The organism is Sphingomonas sp. DBB INV C78 (genome assembly GCF_042693015.1).
In the GTDB taxonomy this organism is placed as follows: Bacteria; Pseudomonadota; Alphaproteobacteria; order Sphingomonadales; family Sphingomonadaceae; genus Sphingomonas_E.
On record NZ_CP170544.1, the window covers coordinates 4,479,929 to 4,499,927 of the forward strand.

Here is a 19,999-nt window from a genome sequence, read left to right on the forward strand (position 1 = left end):
CGCGGAAAACCTAGGGAACATTGCCAACTTACACCGGAGCGACACCGGACGACTATGCGTGGGTATCGCGGCAGGCTGGACTTGTTGGATTTGCCCCGCTCTCTATCCCCCATCGAAGGGGGAGCGGGGATGACGACAGGGGAAATCGCCGTCGAGGCGACGGCTGAAGCGTGGCACACGCTGTTCGCGCTAATCGACGTGCATGGCGACCACGTCAACGATGCCATCTGGCAGGCGATCGAGAGCGCCAGGACCGCCGGCGACGACGCGGAGGCCATCCGGTGGTATCAGGTGGGCGCCGCGCTGCTCGAGTTCGACAGCCGGCCGGCCGCGCTGCACTGACGTCACCGACCGCGCTTCTTCTTGCTCCGATGGTGGAAGAAGATCGCCTCGACCATGCTCTTTGATGTTGCCTGGCGCCGCGCGTTCGGCGAGGCGGCCACCAGGAGCACATCCTTGGACGACTTGCACCGCTTGCAGGTGAAGCGCTTGCGGGCCTCGTCGACCTCGATCGACCAGCCCTTATCGACGAAGTCCATCCATATGATGCTGTCGATCTCTGCGGAGCGCTGGCAGGCGTAGCACCAGAGCCGCAGTTCGCATCCCGAATCGTCGATGTCCTTGAGCGTCCGCATCGCTCCACGAGAACAGAATGCGAACGATCAGGGCAAGGGCGCGAATCGGCCGGGCGCTATTTTGCCCCGTCGGGCGCCCCATCCTGACACACCGCCATCGAGAGGGTTCTAACCGGATCTGAACCCTTTGCTGCGATAGAGCTTTCGCCTATCGTGCCGCGGATTCGCAGGGGGATTGATGAAACAGCACGTTCTGGGCGCGGCGGCATTGCTCGCCGTCGGGGTTTCTGTTGCCGGCATCTACATCGCCGCAACTTCCGATTCCGCCAGCGATCGAGAGGCATTCGGCGAGATGATGTCCGCCGGCGACCCTGATTGGAAGATGCCGCGTGCGGCTCCGCCGGGCAACGCCTCCTCTGGGGCAACCAATCTAGCCGAGAATTGACATGCTGACACGGCTTTTAGGGTTCCAGAGTGGCGAGACATTCGGCCAGATACTCGCAAGAAATCGCGGTATCGGTCCCGGTTTCGACATTCTTCGCGTCCTGCTGGCCGTCGCCATTTTCGTCGGCCACACCCGCTGGATTGCCGGCGGCGATAGCCTTGTAGCCGCGTTCGCCAATGTCGGTGACGTAACGCCGGCGACTGCCATCATCTCCGATCCCGCGACGACCGCTCCCCATGGCTGGCATGGCGCAACCAAGGGCATCAAACTGGCGATGGTGCCGGCTTTCTTCGCCCTGTCCGGCTTCCTTGTGTCAGGCAGCGCGTTCCGGCTCAAATCGACGTCGACCTTTCTGGCCCACCGATCGCTGCGCATCTTCCCGGCGCTTGCCGTCGAGGTGGCGTTGTCCGCGTTCCTGCTCGGGCCGCTTCTGACGACGCTGCCGCTGTCGCAATACTTCGCCGATCCGGCGCTTCGCCATTACCTCGGCAATGCAGCGGGCTTCGTCACGTTCGTCTTGCCTGGCGTCTTTGAGGCGAACCCGGTGCCGCACATCGTCAACGCGAACCTGTGGACCTTGCCCGGCGAATTCTACTGCTATCTGATCGCCGGGGCGGCCCTCGCGACCCGCATCCTTTACAACCGGACGCTGTTCACCATTGCCGTCGGGCTCATGACGGTGGTGCTCGCGGCGATGCACTTCCAGCTGGGCAATTCCGTGACGGGCGGGCCGTTCCCGACACATGTCATCGTCTATTATTTCTTCGTCGGCATGCTGTTCTATCACTGGCGCGACCGCATCCCCGCCCGGCCATGGATCTTCGCTATTTCGGTCGTCGTCACCTATGCGACGCTCAGCATCGACAGCCTGATCTACATAGCGCCGCTGTTCGTGACCTATGCGACCATCTTCGTCGGCATGATCGCTTTCCCGAAAAGTCGGCTGCTCAGCAGCGGCGACTATAGCTATGGCGTTTACCTCTATGGCTTCCCGATTGCGCAGGCGCTCGTCGCCGTTTTCCCGTGGTTTGAAGGTCAACCCTGGTCGTTGGTGGTAGTGGCGGGAGCTTTGACAATCGCGTTCGCGGCGGCGTCCTGGCATCTGATCGAGAAGCACGCACTTCGCCAGAAGAAGCGGCTCCCGGCCCGGTATTTTCCAACCGGCACCGCTCGATCGGCTACCGCTGAAGCTTAATGATGTTGCTGAGTGTGAGCGCCACAACATCGATATCTGATCATCTGGGGCCGCGCTTTATTGCGCTGATATTGGGCCATCGCCACCGCGCTGACTGCATTCGGCACTCTGGCTTGACCGCCCCATCCTGACACACGCCGATTCACTCAGTTGCCGCGACTCGGAATCGTGTGATTTGTAACGGCTCCGAAAGGGGATTGGATCATGCGGATGGCTTTGGGGGCGATGGCATTTGTCGTCGCGATGTGGACCGGTGCGGCGCAGGCGACAGTCAAGATCACGCTCGTGGCGGACCTCACATATACATGGAATGACGCTTATCAGCCGCCTGACCAGCAGGTGCCCGAAATTTCCCACCTTGGTCCGAGCCAGATGACACTTCGGGCTGAAAGTTGGAACAGTCGGTTTTTCCTTGAAGGCCCCTCAGCGCCGTTTGGTCCTGCTTATGCTTGCGCCGCCATCGAAAGCCCAAGCTGGCTGGGGGATGGCTGCCTCGCTCCGACCTATTCAGGCAATAAACTCAGCTTCTCAGCACCTGAGCTATGGGGTTTCTATCAAGGAATGGGCATCGACCTGATTTTCGATCAGGTGATCGAGGGCAATCCGGATCTCATCGCCTCAAGCAAACTGCTAAGCGGCGGTTTCAGTTGGCATTATGGTCATCATAATGGGTCTGCGTCTTTGCAGGGCCCGGTGTTGGGAATGTTCGTGCCCGAGCCCGCGAGCTGGGCGATGATGATCGCGGGCTTCGGCCTAATCGGCGCGGCACTGCGTCGGACCTCTACCGCGCCAGAAAAACATGCCCCGGCGTGAAGTGCTTGACCATCTTGCCGGGCAGCATGCGCATGATCGCAGCCGTCCTGCGGCTCTCCCCGAGATCGAAACCGCCCCGCGCCTTCTCGCCTGACACGTCGCCGTCTAGCGGGATCATCTTCGTGGGCCAGCGCATTTCCGGTGCCGCCCAATAGCTCTGCAGATCGTTGAACCCGGCCCGCTGTAGCATGCCTGCCAGCGCGTTGTGGCTGTGGAGATAGCCGGGCTGCCGATCTGAGCCGAACATTCTGCTGCCGAGCCAGCGCGGCAATGCGCTCCCGAACCGCATATTGCCCATATGCTCGTCGCGGCCGCCGGTCAGGCAGCGCAGGCCGAAACGGTTCTTCGTGACGAGATAGACGAAGCCGCCGGGCTTCCGAACCCGATCGATCTCCTTGAGCAGGCGCATATGCGCTTCCTCGTGGGTTAGGCCGTCCTGTCGCGCGCCGCACCATTCCAGCACGAGGTTGAATACGACACCATCAAAGCTGTCGTCCTCATAGGGCAGCAAGCATCGGTTGCCGCCGGCGGTGAAGCGGACGTTATCGATCCCTTCCTGTTTCGCGCGCTCCGCACAGAACCGGGCCTGCCCCCGCACGACTTCCAGCGCATCCATGGTTGCCACCTGGCGCGCGATCGGCAGCGAGATTTGACCGAGGCCCGGCCCGATTTCGAGGATGCGGTGATGCGGCTTGAGGTCGAGCAGAGGGAGGAAGATCAGCCGTTCGGGATTGTCGACATAGCTGAGCAGCGTGCGGCCATGGACTTCGCTGACTGCGGTCCTCCAATCCTTTTCACGCGCGATCGAAAGCAGGCGCTCGAGCGCCGCCAACTCGTCGGCAGATTCAAAGGAGGACAAAGCCGGATCAACGAAGATGTCCCCGTCGCGCTCGATTCCGAACGCCGGCTGAAAGGTTGGGAAGTCGGTCATACGCCTCACTTGTCACAGGTTTGTTGCCGAAACGTCATATTCGTGTCACGCTCGGCAAATGGAAGGGGCATCTATAATAAACGCCGAGCGCTCGACGCTCGAATTCGCCAGCATTGCCAGCTTCGGCCACGCCAAATTGAAGCGTATCGGCAAAGACGTCGACGTCGCCGATTCGTCGCTGGCCTTCCATTTACGAGCGTCGGGACAGCGAAGCGTGTTGCTCGTCTCGCCCGCGCGCTTCCCGAATGCGATCAGGGAGGACTTCGACAAGGCCGCAACAATGAAAGCGGCGCTCGGTCGATTGGGTGACGTGATCCTTACTCCAACAGACACCGGACACATCCTTAACTCGTCTTTCGCCGTCGTGCCCTATCGGCGACCACTGTTCAAGGCGCCCGGCCTTTCGTGGGCCGATCGCCGGCTTATGCGGGGTCATGTCGCATCATGGCTCGAAAATGTTGCCGGAACCTTTAGGTTCTGCGGGATCGAACGCTATCAGCGCGCCGTCGAGACGATGCGGGACATCGCGCCGCAGGGGTCACTGACGCAGCAAGCCGCCATCGCCGCCAACCGGCATCTCATCAACGGCTATTTCAGGCCCGTCACCGTTCCCATGCACGGGGATTTGTGGCGCGGGAACGTGCTGCGCGGCAAGCGAGGCGGCCCTCCACTCCATCTGATCGATTGGGGCGGTTCGCTGGTCGACGGCTATCCGATTCTCGACCTGCTCACGATGGCGGGGTCATTCCACATTGGCCCGGCCGCACTCGCCCGAGAGCTTGGCAAGCATTATGCGAAGCTCGAATGCAGGAGCGAGGATATGCTCGTCTACCTGATGGGCGGCCTGGGACACCTCGCCAACAACCTCGGCGAGTTTCCCATCAAGCGCTTTCATCAACTGGCAGAGAACCTTGTGACGCTCTACGACGGGGCGATCGGCGGCGAGTTGCGTTGGCCGCCGGCTATAATGTCCCGCGGCTGACGCGTCCGGCCTATGGCTGCAATTCCGCATTGAGCGCCGCATAGGCATCGAACATCTCGTTCGATGACGTGTCCACCTCGCTCATCATCGTCCGCCAAGGATCAATGCCGACGCCCGTAATAGGCATGTAGCCCAGGGCGAAATTAGTCGCGATGTTGTAGGCATTGCTGGCGTTGCGCTGGAAATCCATAAGCTCGGCGACACCGGCATTGATCAGACCGCGGTAGAAGGTGACGCGCAGCGTTGCGTATTCCTCTGAACGATAAAGGGCGGTGAATGCAGCCTCGACGGTCCGAGGAGTCGCGTTGCGGTGGGCGCGCGATTTCGTGTCGTTCCATGTTGCGCCGTTGCCGTCGACAAACAATGCCCACTGCGCCGGATTGCCGACGGGGTTGACGCTGTTTGTCGTGATGGCGCGATAAGTCTGATCATCGGAGCCAACTGCAAAAGTGCCCGCATCCCACGTCCCTGGCGACCACACCGGACATTGGTCCGGATAGTTGAACGGTGTGCCATGGTCGCCGAGCTCATAGGCAGTGACGCGGATCGCATCCTTATTGCCACGATTGGCTTTGGCGTAGATCGCGACGGGCAGGGTCCAGTTCGTTCGCACATGCGACACGACCGCATTTGCGGCGGTCGTCGCGCGAGGCAGATATGCAGCGATGAACCCGGCCGTGTTCCCCGCATACATCAGATCGCGCTGAGCTTCCGTCCAGCCATCATCCGCGGCGCTCATATAGTTGCCGAGCTCATACCCGGCGACGCCGCCACCATAATATGGCGCGATGGCAACCCGATCGACCTCGAGGTAGACGCTATCGAAGTCGAGCGCGGGCTGAAGCACGGAGAAACTGGACGTCGCCTGCCACGAAATGACGTGCAGCGGGCGCGGCTTGCCGGCGGCCGCGAACGCCGCGTCCATGAGCGCCCACACCTCTTTCGACCGTCGACCGATCCAGCGCAGCTGCGCGCGGAAGGTCGAGGTCGTGTTGTATTTGATCGTCCAGTTGTTCGCGGACGTGCCCTCTGTCGACCCCGCGGGGAGAGTTTGGCCGTCGACGGTCGTCCCGGTGGCCTGGTAAACCTGCCAGCCAACGCCGCTGACCTCCGCGAACATCAGGGTTCCGGCCGGATAGGAGCCGGTGACGGCGCGGGTGTTGCGATTGACGATCCGAGCGGTGCTGACGTTCGAATAGGCGCCGTCGATGATCGTTTCAGGCACCGCCGCAGCGTGCGTGGTGACGCCGATCGGGCCGTAGCCACGGCGACAGCCTTCCAGCTTGGATTCGAGGAACTGGCGAGGGAAGCCTTCATTCCATATCTCGTTGGCCAACTCGGCGAGGACCATCGCCATTGCGCTGACCGACGCGGCGAGGCGCGTTGCCCAAGCCGTGATGAGGCTGTCGCCTGCGGTATGAGGCGGTGTCATCCACACGTCCTGCCCGATGTTCGCCAAGGCGATCAGGCGAGAGATGGGGTCGAAATTCCCTTGCGTTCCATAGTTCGCAACCGTGTCCACGGGGAGCGCCGTTGCCGTGCGGCCGCCGGCCCGGTTGTCCCAATGGTTGACGTCGCTCTCGGTCATACAGCGGCTGACCGACGCGATTTGCGGGATCGACGCGGCGGCGACCGAGTTGATGGCGACGGCGCCAAGCGCCGGGTCAGTCGAAAGCTTGACCTGCGGCCAGGGCACGCCGCCGGCGGCCTCGATCGAGGCTTTCGTGATCTTCCAATAATTGACCCGGCTCACGCCCGCGGTGTCGATGGTGTAGCTCAACGTGTCGTCGACATACGACCACGATCCGGAGACGGCACCGGCGGTGATCGTCAGGCCAGGCACCAGCTTAATCTGGTAGGTGCCGGCGCGGGCGTAGAAGCGGCGGACACCGAGAAAGAACTCGGTTTCCCCGGCCCCGTTCGTTCCATAGAACTTGCCGTCCATGTCCATCTTGAAGGTGGAGCCGGCGCCATCGGCCGACGTCAGGCCCGCGCCGGCGCTGGTGATTTGCTTCGACCGCTGGACGATCGCGCCGCCATCCGAAACCTTCGTCCATTCGATGCCGCTGCCGCCGGCGTCGGTGAACTTGTCCTGGGTGGAATAATAGCGGTCATAGCCATGGTTGGCGCCGAGGCGGCCGAGGACCAGAGGCAGAACCGGGAACGCCGTCTGGCAGGTCGCGATCGACCCGGGAAGATCGGGGTCGCGGACATAGACCGCGCCGATACCGCCATTGTCGGCGCCGGTCACATCGACATAGGTCGGCGTGCCGGCAGCGGTCCAATCGAGCAGTACCTCGCCGCTAGGTCCGAGCACCATCACCTGTGCGTTATTGGCGGTGCCGAGATAGCTGATGAGCAGTGGAATCCGGACCTTCGTCGCATCATCGGGCGAAACGATCAGCGTGCCGGTCGAGACGAGCAGTGCGTTCGCCTGCGGCGTCACATATTCGATCTCGCTGATATAATTGGCCGGCAGCGTCAGGCCGGTGACATCGCCGATGCCGTTGCGGAACCCGACCTGCGTCGCGGCCGCGAGCGTTGCATGGATCGGACCGGCGCCCTTGCCCCCATTGAGCGCGACGCTCTCCGACAGGTGAACGCCGTTCTTCCAAAGCTGGTAATAAAGGTTGCCGCTGTCGACGACCGGAACGACCGCATAAACGTCGCCGGTCGAATAGCCGCTCGTCGCGGCGTTGATAAGCACCGTGTCCGTGCCGCCCACGCGCGAATAAAGGGTCACGAACGTCCCGGTCATCGTCACATAGGCGAAGTTAGTGGTGTCGGCATAGGACACGTAGAAAAGGCGGTTCTGAGTGGTCGCATTGTCGCCAGGGTTGCGCATCGGCCAGACGCGCAGCTTGCCCTTCGTCGCGCCGTTCGAGCGCAGCCACGACACAGAATTGCCCGAGGCATAGGCTTTGAGTTCGTTGCCCGAGGCGCGAAGGCTCTGATGCTGCGCCGCCGTCCCGGTCGTGGTGAAGTCGGCACCAGCCGGCGAGGACGCTTCGTTATACTGGTAGAGCAGCGTCGGATCCGGGTTGCCGGCATCGTTGGCGAACGAGGTGCGGTAATAATTGGCTTCCGGAAAGGCGACACGGACAGGGCTGTAGACCGGCTCGCTGTCGCCATCAGGGCCATGCGCAACGATCTTCAGGCGGCGAGCCTTGCCGACGTCATTGGCCGCGCTGAAGGCCCGCGTCGGAGCCGCATCGCCATAGTTCGGCGTGTAAGTGGTGATCGTGACGCCGTCGCGCTGATATTCGACCGTCAGCGACGTCGTATCGTCCCACAAACCATAGTCCAGCGTCTGGGTCGCGCCGTCGACCTCAAGGCCCTCGATCTCCGGCGGGGCGGTGTTGACCGGCGCACCCTCGCCGGCGAACGTCATCCCGAGCGAGCTATCGCGCGGGTTGTTCGTCGCGCCGGCAAGCGTCTCGCGGAGCACGACATTCTCGGTCGTCGCAATCGGTGTCGAGCAGACGAGCGTCCGGCTCTCGCCCGAACCGCCCAGCGAATAGCGGCCGCCGGGATTGGTCTGGATCGTGATCGTCGAACCGGCAGTCTTGCCCAGGATGTTCGCGGAGAACGGGCTGCCAGCTGCGCCGCCATAGCTCGACAGGGTGAGCGCGGCGAGGGTCGGAGCGACCCCGCTCGGCAGCGAGCCGGAAATCATGCTGACGATGCCCAACGGCGCCGCGACCGCGATGACCGCCTCGGGCAGCCACACCCGCGCCATATCGGGCACAACGCCGTGCTGGATCGCGACCTCGCGCAGATTGGCAGGGTCGACGGCACCGCCCACCTGCAGCGCGCCCTGATCCCCGGGATTGGCGGCCGCGGCGAGGCCGGAGCGCACGGCCGCGGAAGCGACCTCGTCCGGAAGCGTCAGCCGCTTCGGCGCGAGGATAGCGTTGCGCGGATCCCAAAGCAGGATCGTCTTCATGGGCGGTCTCCGGGATGATGGCGCAGCGCGCCAGGCGAGAAATGGACGGGCTCAGCGGACGTCGATTTGACGGCGAACCCAGGTCTGCAGGTCGAGTAGTTGTCGGGTGTTGTCGTCGGCCGCCATCATCAGGGCGACGGCGGTTTCGGTAGGTATTGAGAGAAGTCCGTCACCGCAGGCGTTTGCATCAAAGCTGCGGGCGGGGTCGGGAATGCGGGGCAGGGCGGCATCGGGCCGTCCAGTGAGTTCGCGCAGGCGCTGCTCATAACGAGCGCGCTGAGCATCCATCGCTTGTCGATGCGCAAGGTCGGTCTCCTGGTTGATGACGGTGCGGGCGCGCTCGGTTTCCAGCCGCTTCGCCAGTTCGGCCGCCTGGGCGGCCTTCATCCCGTCGACATAGGCCTGATGGTCTTCGCGCGCCTCGGCGAGGGTGTGTCGCGTGACCTGAAGGGCTAGCGCCAGACCAATGATCGGCACGGCCCACCAGAAGCGGCGGAGCGCGCGCAGCGCCATGCCGGCGCCAGAGAGGACAGCGCCGGGGATCATGGCCGATGGTCCTTGTTTCGGGACGAGGCGGACGACCCGAGGTAGAAGAAGAAGGCCGCCGTCGCGATCGTCTCCGCCGCCTTCTGGATTCCGGCCCGCTCAGCCTCGCTGGCGTCCGTGAGCAGGATCCAGCCGGAAATGATCATCCAGCTTCCGATGGCGAGAATGGCGATCGCGAAGATCTGCCGCGACGATATGCCGATAGGCGCCGAGGTCGCGGCCTTCTCTTCGGCCATGGAAGCGCGGTCCTGCTCCGCGGCTTCGAGGATCTCGGCAGCCTCGCGATCGGTCACCGGAGCCTCGCGCCATGGAACCGGCCGAAGGCGCAGTGCGTAAGCTCATGGCCGGCGAATTCCGGCATGTAGCGCTTGGCAGGGTCGACGATATGCACGGTGCAGTTGCCGTGCGCGTCGATCAGGCTCCACGCCTGGATATCCTCTTCGCGATGGACGAGGGCGCCCGCGGCCTTTCCTTCGCGCTCAAGGTCGCCGAGCGTCGGATGCAGAACCAGCGTCACGCGGAGGTTGCTGTTCGACCATTCGGCCTGCTCGAAGCTGTAGCCGTCGGACCCGCGCGGAGGCTGGCATGCCGAGAGGGCAAGCAGGCACATCGCCGTGAAAGCGATCGCGGCAGCGAGAATATGCTGGCGGTTCATGCTTCATTCCTCGAAATCGCGCCGGCCGCCGTGAGCCGGTAGGGCTTGGCGCTTGCGGGCAGGGCGGACGTGAAGGGCGGACGGCGCACCGCTATGCAGCGGGCACGCTCGATGCGCCGGATGCAGACCTGATCGGACTGGTTGCCACCGAGGACATGATAGGCGCCGGTGTTCTTGGCCTGGTCGCCATCCTCGCCGATATAGATCCCGACGTGCCCCCCGCCGTCGCGGACGAAGACCAGAACGTCACCGAGCGAGGCCGCCATTCCGGGCAGGAATTCCAGCTTCGGCGTGGCTGCCGTTCCACGGTTCCGCGCAACGGCCGCGCCGAACGTCGCCCAATTGCGCGCCCAGAGCGGGTTGGCGACCACGGGCTTACCGGCGCGCAGCGCGACAATCGCCATGTAAAGGCCGCACCATGGGATGCCGTCGTTTGAATAACCGACGATCGGCTTGCCGGCGCGGTTGAGCTCGTCGCGCCAGGCCATGATGATCGGGTTCGACGCCGCACCGGGCGTCTCGACGGTGCCGACAAGCTTGAGCCCTTCGGACACGACGCGGGGGAGCACCCCGAGCGTGCCGAGGTGCTCGTATCCCTTCGGATACGGCATGTTTCAGTCCTTTCGGTTAGATCAGAGGTCGTCGGGAGACGGGTGCGGCCTCAGTGCGACATATTCGTCGGGCGCCCGGCCGGTGAGCGTGTCTTCGATGATGTTGCTTGCCGACTGCTCGGCCTGGACGACCTGGCGGGCCAGCCCCACTTGTTCAGCGGCGATCGAGCGCGCCTCGGCATCGACGCGGCGGAGGAAGCGCTCCCGGATCAGCCGGATCACGCGGTCTGACGACACCGCAAACAGTGCGGCGATCATCGCAGCATCCGCATCGCTGAGCCCCAGCCGAACGACGACCGTCCGCGCGACAAGCACGACCATGCCGATCAGGAGGGCATCAGCGACGATCATGCGTGTGGTGACCTTGCGGCCCTCGACCAGCGTGAGGCCGTATTTCGCGCTCGTGCCGATGACGACGCCGAGAAGGATGGCCCCATATTTCGCGATCCAGCTTTCGAGCCACGGGCTCATCGGCATTGCTCCTGTGGCATAGTGAGGCTGGGACATGAGGGGCGCTCCGTCAGGCCGGCGGCGTGCCGGCTAGGATCTCGGCCGCGCGACCGGTGGCGATCAGTTCGACCGATTCGAGGTAGTTGACCGAGGCGATGACCTTCGGATGGGCGAGGTCGATGCCATTCTTTGCGGCGGCCAGAAGCCCGAGGATGTCCTCGATGATGACATTGGTCTTCGCCTCAACGAGGATCCCGATCCGCTCGGCATCGCCGAAGAGCAGTCGGAATTCCCATTCGGTGAGCAGCGCCGGAATAATGTCGATGAACCCGCGGGTGACAGGATCCCACACCGCCTTGGGCGGCTCCATCAGATAGAGCGGCGAGACGATGACCGCCTCCTGCCCCTCGGCCGGGGTCGGCTCCTCTTCGACAACATCGGACACAATCGCGCCCGTCGACGCGTCGATGAGAAACCACATGCCGGTCACCCCGTCTGTTTGATGAAGCTTTCGGAAGCGAGGAGCGTGCCCGATTGGCCGGACGGCACACCGCGGACGAGATAGGATTTCGTCACGCCGCTCGTGTTGGTGAACGATCCGGTCACGCCATTGCCGACGCTCTCGGACGGGCCATAGGGGTTGCCGACCGCCGTCGCGAAGGCCGAATAGGAAGGCGATCCGCTATCCTCTGCGCGCTGGAGCTGATAGCCCATCGTGCCCGACGTCGTGGTGCCGATATAATAGCTCCAACCCTCGAAACTGGCGGACTGGCCGGGTGAGAGAACGACGCGCAGCACTGTGCCGGCCGGCCCGCCCTGTTGTGCCGACGCCCCGTCGCGCGTGCGCGGAACGGGCAGTCTTTGCGTGATCGAATAGCCGGAATAGGTCGCAGTGATGTCAGCATAAGCTGTATCAGTGGTGACGTCCGTGACGGTGATCCTGCCGCGCGTCCCTGCCGTATTGGAGACGGTCGCTGCGCACCCGCTCGGCGTGATGGAATAGCTGGCGCTTTCGACAACACTGGTCGTGCCAGCGAAAAGGATAATCTGCGCCGTCTTCGGCAGCACCCCCGACTTTGGGGTGCCATCTACCGCTGCGGCCACCTGAACATGCCCCGGCGTGACCGCGATCGATAGGCCAGGGTCCCCGGGTGTACCATCCGCCCCCTCGACCCGCTTTGGCGTCTGCCACGTCCAGTTGGCGCCCGCATTGGGGCGGCTGCCATAACTTGCCCAGATCGGATCGGCGCCGGCGGGCACGCTGCCGGTCGAATCGTACCAGCTTGCCGGTGTGCCGGCGGATGCCGAAGGGGTTGCGGGTTGCGTCGCAGAGCGGCGAAACACGATGTTCGTCGACGCGCCCTCCTGGAAGGCAAGGGCCACGCCGAGCCAGTCGGGGGTGTCGGTGCCGGTAGTGCCCTGAATGGAGGCAAAGCCGGATGAAGCATAACAGGGGTCATTTCCAGCAGGGATGGCGTTGGACCAGCCGCTCGGCGGGGTGAGAACCTTGGTGCCGAAATTGTAGCTGCCGCCTGTGGGCGTAGCCGGCGCCGACGTCCCGCGGCGATAGATCGTGAGTTCCGCGACGGATAGGCCATCCTGCCCTTCGACCCTTTTCGGCGTCTGCCACGTCCAGTTCGCGCCAGCATTGGGGCGGCTGCCATAGCTCGCCCAAATTGGATCGGCCCCGGCGGGCACGCTGCCGGTCGAATCGTACCAGCTTGCCGGGGTCCCGGATGACGCCCCTGGCGTGGCAGGCTGTGTCGCCGAGCGGCGGAAGACGACGTTGGTGGCCGCGCCCTCTTGGAAGGCGAGACCGACACCCAACCAGTCCGGGGTATCTGTGCCAGCCGACCCTTGGATAGCCGCAACGCCAGACGCGGCGTAGCAAGGATCGTTGCCTGCGGGCACCGTCGCGGACCATCCGCTCGGCGGTGTCAGAACGCCGGTGGCGAAGTTATAGCTACCGCCTGACGGCACCGCCGGAGCAGATGTCGCTCGGCGATAGATGGTCAGTTCCGCGATGGACAGTCCGTCAGCGCCCGCCGCACCGAGCGACGCGAACCGCGCGCTTTCGATCTTCACATTCAGACTGGCGATGGTGCTGAAGAAGTAGAAGCCCAGCCCGGCCGTTGTGACATAGGACTGCACGACAGCGCCGTTTTTCAGCCACTCAACAATGCCGGCCGTCGCCGATGTCTCGCGATATTGGACCTCATAGATATCGTTCGCGGCGGCGGCGGGATAACCGGTCGAAAGCGTGCCGCCCAATCGGTTGACGGCCGTCATGCCGGCGGGGGCCTTGTGCCAGGCTACGTCGATCGAGACCCACTCGCTGGCGACTGCCGGTGTCGTGGTTCGATGCATGCCCACCACGGCTTCGCCGAGGAGCGGGGGAGTGAACGATACGCGAGCGCCGTTCGAGATTTTCTCGTTGGAGCGGATATATTGGCCGCTCCAACCTGTAGCTGCGATCCGCTGGAAGTCCCCGCCGCCCAAGTTGCTGTAATATGTCGGGTCGAATATCGCTCGCCAGGGATCGGCCCCATTGGGCCCCTGTGCGCCGGTGTCGCCCGCTTTGGCGAGCACCTTCCAATAGGCATTGCTGGTGGTCGGTAGCGTCGGCGGCGCGTTACCGGCCGTCGGCGTCGGGTTGATATAGAGCCAGCTCGAATTCTGGTTCTGGACGATATTGCCTTCGCGATAGGTCGCGGTGGAAACATAGGCGCCCATGTCGATGAGCTCGGCGGTGAATGCCACGTCGCCCATGCCGTGAACGGTCTCGGTCCGTTCGGCCTCGATCGCCAGTTTCCACCAAGGCGCGGCCATTTCCAGCTGATCGACCTTCGCGACAGGCGGAAGCGCCGACCCATCGGCCTGATAAGTCAGGGACGGGGCACCGATACCGACGGGGGCGACGAACAGCTTCCCCATCCAGGTTACGCCCGCGACCGCGTTCACCGAGGCGGCGATCGATTGGATGAGTTCCCGCGCGGTGGCCTGTGCGCCTGCATAAAGCGAGACATTATAGGGGCGCGCCGCGTCCAGCGCGTTCAGCGACGCATCGTCAATCTTGCCGGTGCCGCCAGCGAGGAGCGCCAGCCGCCGGATCAGTTGGCCGGGCTTGCGGGCCCAACCGTTAGGCCCAGCTTTGTCGCCTTTGACGAGGAAGCTGATCTGCCCCGCCGGCGGGGCGCCGAACCGCACCATGCCGACGGCCTTGGACGTCGCCCAGCGCCCCGGCGGAATCGACGCGGCGACGAGCGCGGCATAGCTGGCATAATCGCTGGCCGAGGCACCGAACCGAGCCAGCCGCTCGAGCGCGACCTCAACATCCTCGATCAGGCCATAGCCCGAGACCTGAAAGACGTTGTTCGTCGGGTCCACGAGCACGCCTTCGACGTAACGCGGGGCGCCCAGCGCGAGCGGCTTCACCGTCCCTTTCAGCGCCGCCGGACCCTCCGCCCCGGTTGTGCCCGCATAGGTCGTCAACAGCGGCTGATCCAACCAGCGATCGTCGACGGCAAAGGTGATGTTGGCAATACCGTCGGCGACCGTCGGCTGAGCCTTCAGCCGGCCGTCGAAGCGCTGCGTCCAACTGGCCCACGCGTCGCCGACCTCGCCGGTCCACAATTGAATACGCGCATCGGCGAGCATGTAACGTGGCAGGTTCGGGAACGGCTCGACAACAAGGGCGAGGTTTGCCGCCGGCGTGGAAATCGCGCCACCGAAACCGCCGTCGAACAGATCATATGCCAGCGTCGGCAACTGGGCGATCGCCGGCCACCAGGTCTGCCCGTTTAGATGGCAAACGGCAGCATCGTTCACGCTGGACGCGCGCAACGTCACCGCAGCGCCAGCGACAGGGTCCCAACCGTCGATCTGGATGACGACGCCGAGCATCAGAACAGGCTGACCAGGTTGCAGCGCCACTCGAAGCCGTCGGCCTTCGCCCAGACGGCACTGAGATCGCCGACCATTGGGCCGAGATACATGCGGTTTTGCCGCTGGGCATGGGCATCGGGTTCGGTCACCAGCATCACGACCTCGGTGTTGCCGAGCCGCTCGAGCAGGGGGGTCACCTGAGCCTCGACCTCATCCCTGTGGATGTGCGGGAAGCTGACGCCGGCCGTGCGGAGCTTGACCGAACGCCGGCGGATCAGAACCCCGCGGGGCGAGAGGTCGAAGTTGCCGAGGTCGCGAACGCCGAAGGCACCGCCAAAAACGAAGTTACGATCGAGTTGGATGCGCTTGCCGATCGCCACGCGGGACATCTGCACATAATTGGTCGCGCCCATGCCGAAGACATTGATATTGACGTACCGGAACAGGGGCGGCCCCCCCGCCGGTTTCTGCCAAAGTGATCGACCGCCGCCCAACACGGGCATAGAGGACCCAGCGTAGAGCGCCTGAGTGAATGGTTGCCAGAAATTGCCAGTACCTGTTCCGGTAGTGACATTGCTTCCATTCATTGCCGGACCTTGGGCGGCCGTAGCGAGCGACACGCGCAGCGAGGCGGACGAAAGCAAGGTGCCCGCGATGCCGAACAGCCCTATCGTGTCCAGATCCACGTCTGCGCCGAGATCGACGACGATCGCCACGGCATCGGCAACGCCCGATTGCCATACAATGCCGGCGTAATCATTGCCCAGGTTGGCTATCGCGCCGGAGCCGGTGAACGGCAGCGTCCGCATGACAAACCCATTGCTCACCCGAACAACTCCTCGGTCGTCTGTTCGCTTTCAAGGTTCACGGCGACCCGCGAGACGAGCACCGCCGCGTTCACCGCCTGCTCGCTGTCGACGAGGGTGCGGGCGGGCAGGCCCAGCGTCGGATCCGGCCAGACGAGATCGTCGATCAGCGCCGCGAACCGACGCCGCTCGACGCCAATCAGGGCGCCGCGGGCGTCGATGACGGTCTGCGCATCGGCGATCGCGTCGAAATAGCCGGCATCCGGCTCCTTCGATCCGTCGCGGGCCGTCGGATAGCGCGCCTGGATGGTCGCGTTCGACCAGGTCGCCACGCTGGCGGCCCGCGTCCCTGCGGCGATATCGGCGGGCGTGGCGACCATCAGGCGGCGCTCGTGAACAGCCGGCCGTCAATGCCGAATGGGTTTCCGCCGCCCTTGCTGGCCGCGAGGATCTGCGCGAGCAGGCCTTGAATATTCGACAGCTGGTCGGTCTGCTGTGCCGCGATGTTCGCCGTCGCCTGCGTCGCCGTCGCCGTCTGTTGAACGAAGATATCCGTCTCGGGGCGGATCGATTGGGCGTTGTCGATCTTCTCGATCGCCTTGGCCGTCGCCGCCTGGATGCGCTCGAACTCGGCGAAGAACTCGGACGTCGAGCCGTAAAGCTGGCGCTCGATTTCGAGGAAGCTCTCTGCCGCAGCGCGATAGGCGTCCTGATTGATGGTGTCGCCAGCGGCGATCTTGTCGAGGAACGGCTGAAGTTGCGCCCGCGCGGCCGATTCCTGATCGCGCAGCGAAAGCGGGCTATTCCCGCCGATCGAAAGGCCGGTGAGGAAGTCCTTCAACGTCGCGGACGCGGCAGCCGTGTTCGCCTTCACGTCCTCGAGCTCAAGGTTATAGAGCTTCTGAGCGTCGGCCATTTGCCGGGCCGTGGCGCCGCCCTCGCGAAGCGCTGCGACAGTCGTCTTCCACTTCGCGTCGAGTTCATCGAGGGCGAAGCCGAGCGGGTCCAGGCGCTGGCGGAGCAGTTTCGGGATCGCCTCGATCGCCACCGCTTTCTCGATGGCCTTGTCGAGATCCTTCCCCGACTGCAGGATCCGCTTCGATGCGTCGGAAATGCCGCCGATCACGCCATCCTTGAGCGCGTCGCCGATGGCGTAGCGAACGGCCGCCTCGGCGTCGTCGCCGAAGTCGATGGCGCCATTCTTCTTCTTCGTCATGCCGCGCCCGGTCGGGTCAACGCGATAATCGCCGTCCCGAACGCCGATCGACACGCTGGGCGAGCCCGAGAGCGTGCCGCCGAGCATCGACGCGATCTGATTGAGGCCCTCGATGACGTTGGAAGCCGTGCCGCTGGCCGCCGCCTTGAATTTCTTGCTGTTGCCGCTCGTGCCGGTGACGGCGAGCTCGCCGTCGCTGAAGCCGATCGTCGCGGTGCCCTTCTTCGTCTTCTTCAGGGCGCCGCCGATGAGGCCGCCCGCGATCGAGCCGATAATGTCGCCGCCCGGGATGCCAGTAAGCGAACCGAGCGCGCCGCCAATCTGGGAGCCGGCCGTGCTGGTCTTGAGGCCGAGCGATTTGCCAAGCCCGGCGATGATGGTGCCGGTCTGGGCCCCCTTCAGCGCGCCATCGAGCGCGCCCGACTGCCCGAAGATCTTATCGAGCTTTTCCGGAACGCCCTTTATCCCCTTCAGCGCGCCGAGCACGCCGCCGACTTCGCCGCCGGCCGCATAGCCGGTGAGCGCGCCGGCCAGCACGTTGGACAGCGTAGCGGGCAGCTGTGTGCCGATGAGGGCCTGCAGCCGCTCGGCGAAGCGATCGTTTATGAAGCCGATCGTATCGACAGCCGACACCATCTTCTTGGCGGCCCGGGCATTATCGTTCGCGGCCTTGCGCGCGCCATCGGCCGCCTCTTTCTGGCCGGTGACGATGATGTCACCGTTCGCGACAACCTCCTTCACCAGGCCGGCCATCACTTCGGCATCACCAAGAATCGCGGCGAGATCGGCGCTGCCAGTGTCGCCATCGAAGATGGAACTGCCGAAGCGGCCCGACGGAAGGGCGGTGGGGGCGCCGGCTCCGGTGCCGCCGCTGATCGCGAGCAGGCGCTCGGCTGTCGTCGCCGCCGCGTCCGCGACATCGGAAAATGCGCCGCTCGCGCGCGTCGCCTCAGTGCCGAGCAGGTCGATCGCGGCCTGCGGACCCTTGCGGCCCGTCAGGAACTCTTCGAGCTCGCGCTCGAGCCCGCCGAACAGCTTCTCCGAGATGATCCGCACCTGAAGGTTGCGGAAGTTGGCACGGAGATCGTCGAACAGGTTCTTGAACGCCTGCTTCGGCTTGCGGTCGAGCGTGACGAGAAAGTCTTCGAACGTGCGCTGCGCGTCGCCGACGGCCGACAGGTAGATATTGAGTTGCCGGCGTTGATCCTCGATCGCGCGCGCAATCCGTTCATTCTGCTCGGCAATCTTGTAGACGTCGTCGGCTTGCCCCTTCGTGAGCGGGCCCATCATCTTCTGCAGGCGGTAAATCTCGCTGAGCGCATCGGCTTCGACATAGCGGCCCTGCGCCAAAAGCTTGCCGATCTCGGCACTTTCGGCCTGGGCGTCCTTATAGTCCTGCAGCGGGCGAAGGAGGCTGTCCTCGACAACCTGCTTTGCCTCCTGGGCGCTGGCGATCGTCGCTTCGAACCCCGGCGGCTTGCGTCGCGCCAAATCCTCCATCAGGTCGTCAAGCTGCGCGACGGCCTTGTTGACCAGCTGCACCTGACTGGGCGCGCCGGAGAAACGATCGGCGATCGCTGCAATTCGGTCGTTGGCATCCCGGCCGAATTCGTCGCGCGCGGTGGTCGACGGAGCCTTCGGCCCCTTGCGATCGCGACCGGGGCGACGCAGTTCGGTCGCCAGCGACTTTCCGTCGAGAGACTGATCGATCAGATCGGCGATCTGGTCCTTCGCGCGCCCAGCGGCATAGTCGACGATCGCCTGCTGAAATTCGGTCTTCCCGACCTTCAATCCCGAGAAATCCGCATTCTCGCTGTATTTCAGGGCAGCATCGCCGGCCTTTTGGCGCGCGTCTTCCGTCGTGGCATTCTGGACCGCGAGCAGATAGCGGCGCTGTTCGGCGGCGCGGGCGTTCAACTGCTCCATGCGCTGCTGTGGGCTCGATCCGTAGCCGCGAGCGAAAAAGGTGCCCGTCGCGCCAAGAACGCTTTCGGATCCTGACTGGCGGAAAGTGTCCTGAGCGCTCGATTTCGATGCGGCGGCCTCAGCGCGGAGGTTGATCGCCGTCAGACGTGCATTGAGCACGAGCAGTTCATTCTGCTTTTCGATCTTGCCCGACGCGAGGTCGAACATCTTGCCCAGCACGCCCTGCGCTTCAGACAGCCCGTCGGCGCCGACCTTCGCCGCGTTCGCGGCTTCGCCGGCTTCGTCCAGCTTCGACGCGAACACGCTGACGACGATGCCGGCCGTGGTCAGCGCAGCCACCCACGGGTTCGTCAGGAAGCGGCCGAGAGCACCCGCTTTGCCCTGCATGTCGGACAGCGCTCCACCCACCTGGCCGATTTGCTGACCGAAGATGGTGACCAAGGGTGCGCCGCTAGCAAAGGATGCACCCACGTCGGACACCTGGAATCCGAGGTTGCGCATCGCCAGCTGATGATTGCGGGCTTCCTGGCCGCTGACGCGATTGGCGTTGGCGACGACGGCGGTGCGGGATGCCGTCTGATTGAGTTCGCCCTGAAGGCGCTCGAGCGCATTGGCTTCGACGGTATATGCGCGGGCGCTCTCTTCGGCCTCGTTCGCGGCGGCGTTCGCGGCCTGAATATAGAGGCGGGTCTGCTCGGACGTGTCGCCAGCGGCGTCCGCTGCGCGGCGGGCGGCTGTTTCGACCTCGCGCAGCGCCGTAGCCTGGTTCTGCGCTGCCGACGCCGCTTCACGATACTTGCTCGCACCGACGTCGAGCGAACCGAAGTCCGTGCGGGGCATCGTGAGCGCATCCTTCGCGATACGCTGGATTTCGCCGAACGACCGCTCGAATGACGTCTTCGTGCGACCCGCGGTGTCGCGCGCGCGCGCTTCGAGCTCGCCGAACAGGCGGGCATTCTCGGAACTGAACTGCGCCCCGCTCAATTGCAGGCGGGCAATGATGTCAGCAGCCATCGC

General features: G+C 64.3%; 19 protein-coding genes. 5 read left to right on the forward strand and 14 right to left on the reverse strand.

The genetic code is table 11. The features are described from left to right. The first annotated feature begins 129 nt into the window (after positions 1-129). Positions 130-342 (forward strand): hypothetical protein, encoded by a 213-nt coding sequence (locus ACFB49_RS21275; protein WP_380873568.1) that lies wholly within the window; start codon positions 130-132, stop codon positions 340-342. A 2-nt stretch (positions 343-344) separates the two neighbouring features. Here the strand turns inward: ACFB49_RS21275 and ACFB49_RS21280 are convergent, their stop codons facing one another. Further along, complete coding sequence (locus tag ACFB49_RS21280) at positions 345-635, reverse strand: hypothetical protein (protein ID WP_380873570.1); 291 nt, start codon at positions 633-635, stop codon at positions 345-347. Between the two features lie 178 nt (positions 636-813). Here ACFB49_RS21280 and ACFB49_RS21285 point away from each other — a divergent pair, with 178 nt between their 5' ends. Beyond that, positions 814-1,020, forward strand: coding sequence for a hypothetical protein (locus ACFB49_RS21285; RefSeq protein ID WP_380873572.1), 207 nt, complete (start codon positions 814-816; stop codon positions 1,018-1,020). A gap of 16 nt (positions 1,021-1,036) precedes the next feature. On the opposite strand, the gene ACFB49_RS21290 is transcribed toward ACFB49_RS21285, so the two are convergent. After that, on the reverse strand, positions 1,037-1,267 hold the full coding sequence (locus ACFB49_RS21290) for a hypothetical protein (protein ID WP_380880147.1): 231 nt from the start codon (positions 1,265-1,267) through the stop codon (positions 1,037-1,039). Here ACFB49_RS21290 and ACFB49_RS21295 point away from each other — a divergent pair. After that, on the forward strand, positions 1,160-2,215 hold the full coding sequence (locus tag ACFB49_RS21295; RefSeq protein ID WP_380880072.1) for an acyltransferase family protein: 1,056 nt from the start codon (positions 1,160-1,162) through the stop codon (positions 2,213-2,215). The genes ACFB49_RS21290 and ACFB49_RS21295 overlap by 108 nt on opposite strands. Before the next feature lie 204 nt (positions 2,216-2,419). Continuing rightward, the gene (locus ACFB49_RS21300; protein WP_380873574.1) at positions 2,420-3,028 is read left to right on the forward strand and encodes a PEPxxWA-CTERM sorting domain-containing protein; all 609 of its coding nucleotides are present in this window, start codon (positions 2,420-2,422) and stop codon (positions 3,026-3,028) included. Here the strand turns inward: ACFB49_RS21300 and ACFB49_RS21305 are convergent. Next, a complete protein-coding gene (locus ACFB49_RS21305) occupies positions 2,997-3,959 on the reverse strand; it encodes a class I SAM-dependent methyltransferase (RefSeq protein ID WP_380873576.1) in 963 nt (320 codons plus the stop codon). The two genes, ACFB49_RS21300 and ACFB49_RS21305, sit on opposite strands and share 32 nt — an antisense overlap. Positions 3,960-4,017: 58 nt before the next feature. On the opposite strand from ACFB49_RS21305, the gene ACFB49_RS21310 reads away from it, so the two are divergent. Beyond that, positions 4,018-4,941 (forward strand): phosphotransferase, encoded by a 924-nt coding sequence (locus ACFB49_RS21310; RefSeq protein WP_380873578.1) that lies wholly within the window; start codon positions 4,018-4,020, stop codon positions 4,939-4,941. A gap of 10 nt (positions 4,942-4,951) precedes the next feature. Here the strand turns inward: ACFB49_RS21310 and ACFB49_RS21315 are convergent, their stop codons facing one another. From ACFB49_RS21315 to ACFB49_RS21365, 11 genes are read right to left on the reverse strand one after another with little or no spacing between them, the layout of a single operon-like run. Beyond that, the gene (locus tag ACFB49_RS21315) at positions 4,952-8,887 is read right to left on the reverse strand and encodes a hypothetical protein (RefSeq protein ID WP_380873579.1); all 3,936 of its coding nucleotides are present in this window, start codon (positions 8,885-8,887) and stop codon (positions 4,952-4,954) included. Between the two features lie 51 nt (positions 8,888-8,938). Further along, the gene (locus tag ACFB49_RS21320; RefSeq protein WP_380873581.1) at positions 8,939-9,433 is read right to left on the reverse strand and encodes a hypothetical protein; all 495 of its coding nucleotides are present in this window, start codon (positions 9,431-9,433) and stop codon (positions 8,939-8,941) included. Next, on the reverse strand, positions 9,430-9,726 hold the full coding sequence (locus tag ACFB49_RS21325; RefSeq protein WP_380873582.1) for a hypothetical protein: 297 nt from the start codon (positions 9,724-9,726) through the stop codon (positions 9,430-9,432). Before ACFB49_RS21325 ends, ACFB49_RS21320 begins: the two co-directional genes overlap by 4 nt. Then, the gene (locus ACFB49_RS21330; protein WP_380873584.1) at positions 9,723-10,088 is read right to left on the reverse strand and encodes a hypothetical protein; all 366 of its coding nucleotides are present in this window, start codon (positions 10,086-10,088) and stop codon (positions 9,723-9,725) included. The genes ACFB49_RS21325 and ACFB49_RS21330 overlap by 4 nt, the downstream gene beginning before the upstream one ends. Beyond that, positions 10,085-10,699 (reverse strand): TIGR02594 family protein, encoded by a 615-nt coding sequence (locus tag ACFB49_RS21335; RefSeq protein WP_380873585.1) that lies wholly within the window; start codon positions 10,697-10,699, stop codon positions 10,085-10,087. The genes ACFB49_RS21330 and ACFB49_RS21335 overlap by 4 nt, the downstream gene beginning before the upstream one ends. Positions 10,700-10,720: 21 nt before the next feature. After that, positions 10,721-11,170 (reverse strand): hypothetical protein, encoded by a 450-nt coding sequence (locus ACFB49_RS21340; protein WP_380873586.1) that lies wholly within the window; start codon positions 11,168-11,170, stop codon positions 10,721-10,723. A gap of 49 nt (positions 11,171-11,219) precedes the next feature. After that, positions 11,220-11,630, reverse strand: coding sequence for a hypothetical protein (locus ACFB49_RS21345; protein WP_380873588.1), 411 nt, complete (start codon positions 11,628-11,630; stop codon positions 11,220-11,222). 5 nt (positions 11,631-11,635) lie between these two features. After that, positions 11,636-15,052: a hypothetical protein gene (locus ACFB49_RS21350; protein ID WP_380873589.1), complete on the reverse strand. Its 3,417-nt coding sequence runs from the start codon at positions 15,050-15,052 to the stop codon at positions 11,636-11,638. Beyond that, complete coding sequence (locus ACFB49_RS21355; protein WP_380873590.1) at positions 15,052-15,843, reverse strand: hypothetical protein; 792 nt, start codon at positions 15,841-15,843, stop codon at positions 15,052-15,054. The genes ACFB49_RS21350 and ACFB49_RS21355 overlap by 1 nt, the downstream gene beginning before the upstream one ends. A 14-nt stretch (positions 15,844-15,857) precedes the next feature. Continuing rightward, complete coding sequence (locus ACFB49_RS21360; protein WP_380873591.1) at positions 15,858-16,220, reverse strand: hypothetical protein; 363 nt, start codon at positions 16,218-16,220, stop codon at positions 15,858-15,860. Beyond that, complete coding sequence (locus ACFB49_RS21365) at positions 16,220-19,996, reverse strand: hypothetical protein (RefSeq protein WP_380873592.1); 3,777 nt, start codon at positions 19,994-19,996, stop codon at positions 16,220-16,222. Before ACFB49_RS21365 ends, ACFB49_RS21360 begins: the two co-directional genes overlap by 1 nt. Positions 19,997-19,999: the final 3 nt, after the last annotated feature.

What these genes read in the sequence shown, in the direction of transcription:
- ACFB49_RS21275 (WP_380873568.1), top strand. Translation starts at nt 130, where the DNA reads ATGACGACAGGGGAAATCGCCGTCGAGGCGACGGCTGAAGCGTGGCAC.
- ACFB49_RS21280 (WP_380873570.1), bottom strand. Translation starts at nt 635, where the DNA reads ATGCGGACGCTCAAGGACATCGACGATTCGGGATGCGAACTGCGGCTC.
- ACFB49_RS21285 (WP_380873572.1), top strand. Translation starts at nt 814, where the DNA reads ATGAAACAGCACGTTCTGGGCGCGGCGGCATTGCTCGCCGTCGGGGTT.
- ACFB49_RS21290 (WP_380880147.1), bottom strand. Translation starts at nt 1,267, where the DNA reads ATGCCAGCCATGGGGAGCGGTCGTCGCGGGATCGGAGATGATGGCAGT.
- ACFB49_RS21300 (WP_380873574.1), top strand. Translation starts at nt 2,420, where the DNA reads ATGCGGATGGCTTTGGGGGCGATGGCATTTGTCGTCGCGATGTGGACC.
- ACFB49_RS21305 (WP_380873576.1), bottom strand. Translation starts at nt 3,959, where the DNA reads ATGACCGACTTCCCAACCTTTCAGCCGGCGTTCGGAATCGAGCGCGAC.
- ACFB49_RS21310 (WP_380873578.1), top strand. Translation starts at nt 4,018, where the DNA reads ATGGAAGGGGCATCTATAATAAACGCCGAGCGCTCGACGCTCGAATTC.
- ACFB49_RS21315 (WP_380873579.1), bottom strand. Translation starts at nt 8,887, where the DNA reads ATGAAGACGATCCTGCTTTGGGATCCGCGCAACGCTATCCTCGCGCCG.
- ACFB49_RS21320 (WP_380873581.1), bottom strand. Translation starts at nt 9,433, where the DNA reads ATGATCCCCGGCGCTGTCCTCTCTGGCGCCGGCATGGCGCTGCGCGCG.
- ACFB49_RS21330 (WP_380873584.1), bottom strand. Translation starts at nt 10,088, where the DNA reads ATGAACCGCCAGCATATTCTCGCTGCCGCGATCGCTTTCACGGCGATG.
- ACFB49_RS21335 (WP_380873585.1), bottom strand. Translation starts at nt 10,699, where the DNA reads ATGCCGTATCCGAAGGGATACGAGCACCTCGGCACGCTCGGGGTGCTC.
- ACFB49_RS21340 (WP_380873586.1), bottom strand. Translation starts at nt 11,170, where the DNA reads ATGAGCCCGTGGCTCGAAAGCTGGATCGCGAAATATGGGGCCATCCTT.
- ACFB49_RS21345 (WP_380873588.1), bottom strand. Translation starts at nt 11,630, where the DNA reads ATGTGGTTTCTCATCGACGCGTCGACGGGCGCGATTGTGTCCGATGTT.
- ACFB49_RS21350 (WP_380873589.1), bottom strand. Translation starts at nt 15,052, where the DNA reads ATGCTCGGCGTCGTCATCCAGATCGACGGTTGGGACCCTGTCGCTGGC.
- ACFB49_RS21355 (WP_380873590.1), bottom strand. Translation starts at nt 15,843, where the DNA reads ATGCGGACGCTGCCGTTCACCGGCTCCGGCGCGATAGCCAACCTGGGC.
- ACFB49_RS21360 (WP_380873591.1), bottom strand. Translation starts at nt 16,220, where the DNA reads ATGGTCGCCACGCCCGCCGATATCGCCGCAGGGACGCGGGCCGCCAGC.
- ACFB49_RS21365 (WP_380873592.1), bottom strand. Translation starts at nt 19,996, where the DNA reads ATGGCTGCTGACATCATTGCCCGCCTGCAATTGAGCGGGGCGCAGTTC.